This is a genomic window from Methyloceanibacter marginalis (assembly GCF_001723295.1).
Taxonomy (GTDB): domain Bacteria; phylum Pseudomonadota; class Alphaproteobacteria; order Rhizobiales; family Methyloligellaceae; genus Methyloceanibacter; species Methyloceanibacter marginalis.
The window spans coordinates 1-2,220 of sequence record NZ_LPWD01000054.1 but is presented as its reverse complement, the minus strand read 5'-3'; the positions used below and the strand labels follow the sequence as shown (position 1 = coordinate 2,220).

General features: G+C 60.8%; 3 protein-coding genes. 1 reads left to right on the top strand and 2 read right to left on the bottom strand.

The genetic code is table 11. From position 1 onward, the window contains the following. Positions 1 to 328: 328 nt before the first annotated feature. On the bottom strand, positions 329 to 835 hold the full coding sequence (locus tag AUC71_RS18490) for a hypothetical protein (RefSeq protein WP_141701397.1): 507 nt from the start codon (positions 833 to 835) through the stop codon (positions 329 to 331). 621 nt (positions 836 to 1,456) lie between these two features. Further along, a complete protein-coding gene (locus AUC71_RS19140; protein WP_158007675.1) occupies positions 1,457 to 1,612 on the bottom strand; it encodes a hypothetical protein in 156 nt (51 codons plus the stop codon). 337 nt (positions 1,613 to 1,949) lie between these two features. On the opposite strand from AUC71_RS19140, the gene AUC71_RS18485 reads away from it, so the two are divergent. Next, on the top strand, positions 1,950 to 2,220 hold a 271-nt coding region (locus tag AUC71_RS18485), incomplete at its 3' end, for a hypothetical protein (protein ID WP_141701396.1).

Genomic DNA, 2,220 nt, shown 5'->3' with positions numbered 1-2,220 from the left:
TCTGCAGCTCGCGTCCTCTTGAGCGAGGGATGGAGGCATTTTACGGCAGGTTTTGGAGGCGGGCATAAGTTCGGGGTCAATGCGCTGGAGACCGCGGCGCGTAAAGAATGGGTGCGGGCATAAGCCACTCGCTTGTCATCGCCCGGCTTGACCGGGCGCGCGCAGGATACGCTTTACAGCCCGACGTTGAACGCACACCGAGCGGCCATCCCTTACACCGCTAGTCCCTCAATATCCTGATAAGCGTCGCCACCCATCTCGAGATACTCTCGCTCACCTCGACCATGCCCGCTCGTCGTCGGCGTTATCCCCGCTCGCCAAATCTCTCTTATTCTGGTGGCGATGTGATGCCGAAAGGAATGTTGACATGGATAGGTCCGTAACTTGCACAAGACTTTTTCATATGAGCTCGCAGCTTCGGGCGGCGGCTCTCGCAACAAGCCTGCGCCGCCTCACGCACGCGTGCAAAGCCAATTTTAATCCCGATCAGCCGCGCGTCCCTGCCGGAAACCCAGACGGCGGCCAATGGACCGATGCCGGCAGCAGCAGCGCTGGTGGCGGCCAATGGACGGGTGGCAGACCAAGCCATCACGAAAGACCGGACAGCACGGAGGAACGAAGCTCTTCCGACTACCACATCGTGCAGTTGCGAGAGCCTAGTCCTGGCATCATCAGAATCGCGGACACAGGAGTTCCCGGCATTGCGATCGAGCGCTTCGACAAGACTGGGGATGCGCTGGTCGACAAAATGACGGAAATTCTTCTGAATAGAGCCTCGGCAGCTCATGTGGTCGTCGGCGAAGGCGCGGGCCCGCTGTACGGCGTGAACGTCCACATGGAATTCGCAAGGGGCCTGCGATCACAAAACCTTCCTGGCGTGGAGATCGAGCAAAGCTTCAGTGCTGGAGACGCTGTAAGATACGGATTAGATGGTTCCATAAGAACAGATGTAATCTTCCGAAGCGGGAAATCAGGCATTGCTGCGATATGGGATCTCAAGACTGGCTCGGCTCGGCTGGCACCTTGGAGAGCGCGAGAGATAAGTCGAGAAGTGGGTGTTGGATCCGAGGTGCCGATCATAGAGCTACACATACGACGAGGCGTGAGAAACAAGTGCCGGCAATCTCAGGGGTTTTCACTCAATGTCACGCTTATCTCCCCAATTGAACTCGAAGATGGTCGCGGTGCTTGGAGTTCTACTGCCAACGCTTCGACCCCGGAGCGTCATCCTGTTTGGGTTAGTGGGGGCGGTCGTTAGTCTCATGGTTGGGAACGGAAGTGTAACGGCTCTCGCCATCGCCATACCCTTTGCAGGTTTGGCGACCCTGGCCGTGTGGTGGGGATGGTGCAACAGAAAGCGCCGCCCTCCAGCGCCTGCGATCCTCAGCGCGAGAATTGTCGACGCCGATGACGATGGTTCAGCTGGCTGAGCGAAGGTCGCTTAAGGGCTTCGCCATCACGCCTGATGGGCAAAGCCCTGCAGCGTCAGCGCGCTGAGAAAATCCGCCAGCCGCTGCCGCGTCGATCTTGAGATCGAACGGCGGTTGCGCGAATTGCTCGCGGTGAGCACGAAGATGCTGCACTGGCCCATCAGCGAGATGGCGGCGCACATGGCGTCCTCGCCTGACGCAACCCTCCCCGAAGCCTCCTCGTCAAGCCGGTTGGCAAGCGCAAATGATATGTTATACCTCCGGATATTATAACATACGTCGCCTTGGGGGGCATCATGCTGAGCGCGTTGAACAGGGCCTGGTCGTTCTGTGCCCAATTTCCGGGATTCTCATGGGCAGTGCGGGTGGGCCTCCGCGCAAGAGGGCGGAGACGTCTATGAGCTCCCGCCGATCGAGATCACGACCGCCAGCCCCGTCGCCAAGCCCAAGAAGACAACCGGCGCAGGGTCGCGAGGGCCCTCTCACCCCGTTGCCCGGCCCAGCGCGCAGGCCGCGCCCGTGCAGCCAATTTCCGGGCAGCCCGTCGACCAGGTGCTGGACATCGACATTCCCGCGGGCGTCGCCGTCGTCTCAGGCGCCGACAGCTTCGTGCCGGTGACGGTTGCGACCGAGCGCGAGATCCTCGCGAACCCCGGGGCAACTATCACCGACAGTCTGCAGAACAAGCCCGGTATCTCGGGCACGACCTTCGCCCCCGGCGCCCATCGCCCGATCATCCGCGCCTCGACAGCTACCGCATCCGCATCCAGGAGAACGCATCGGCACCCAC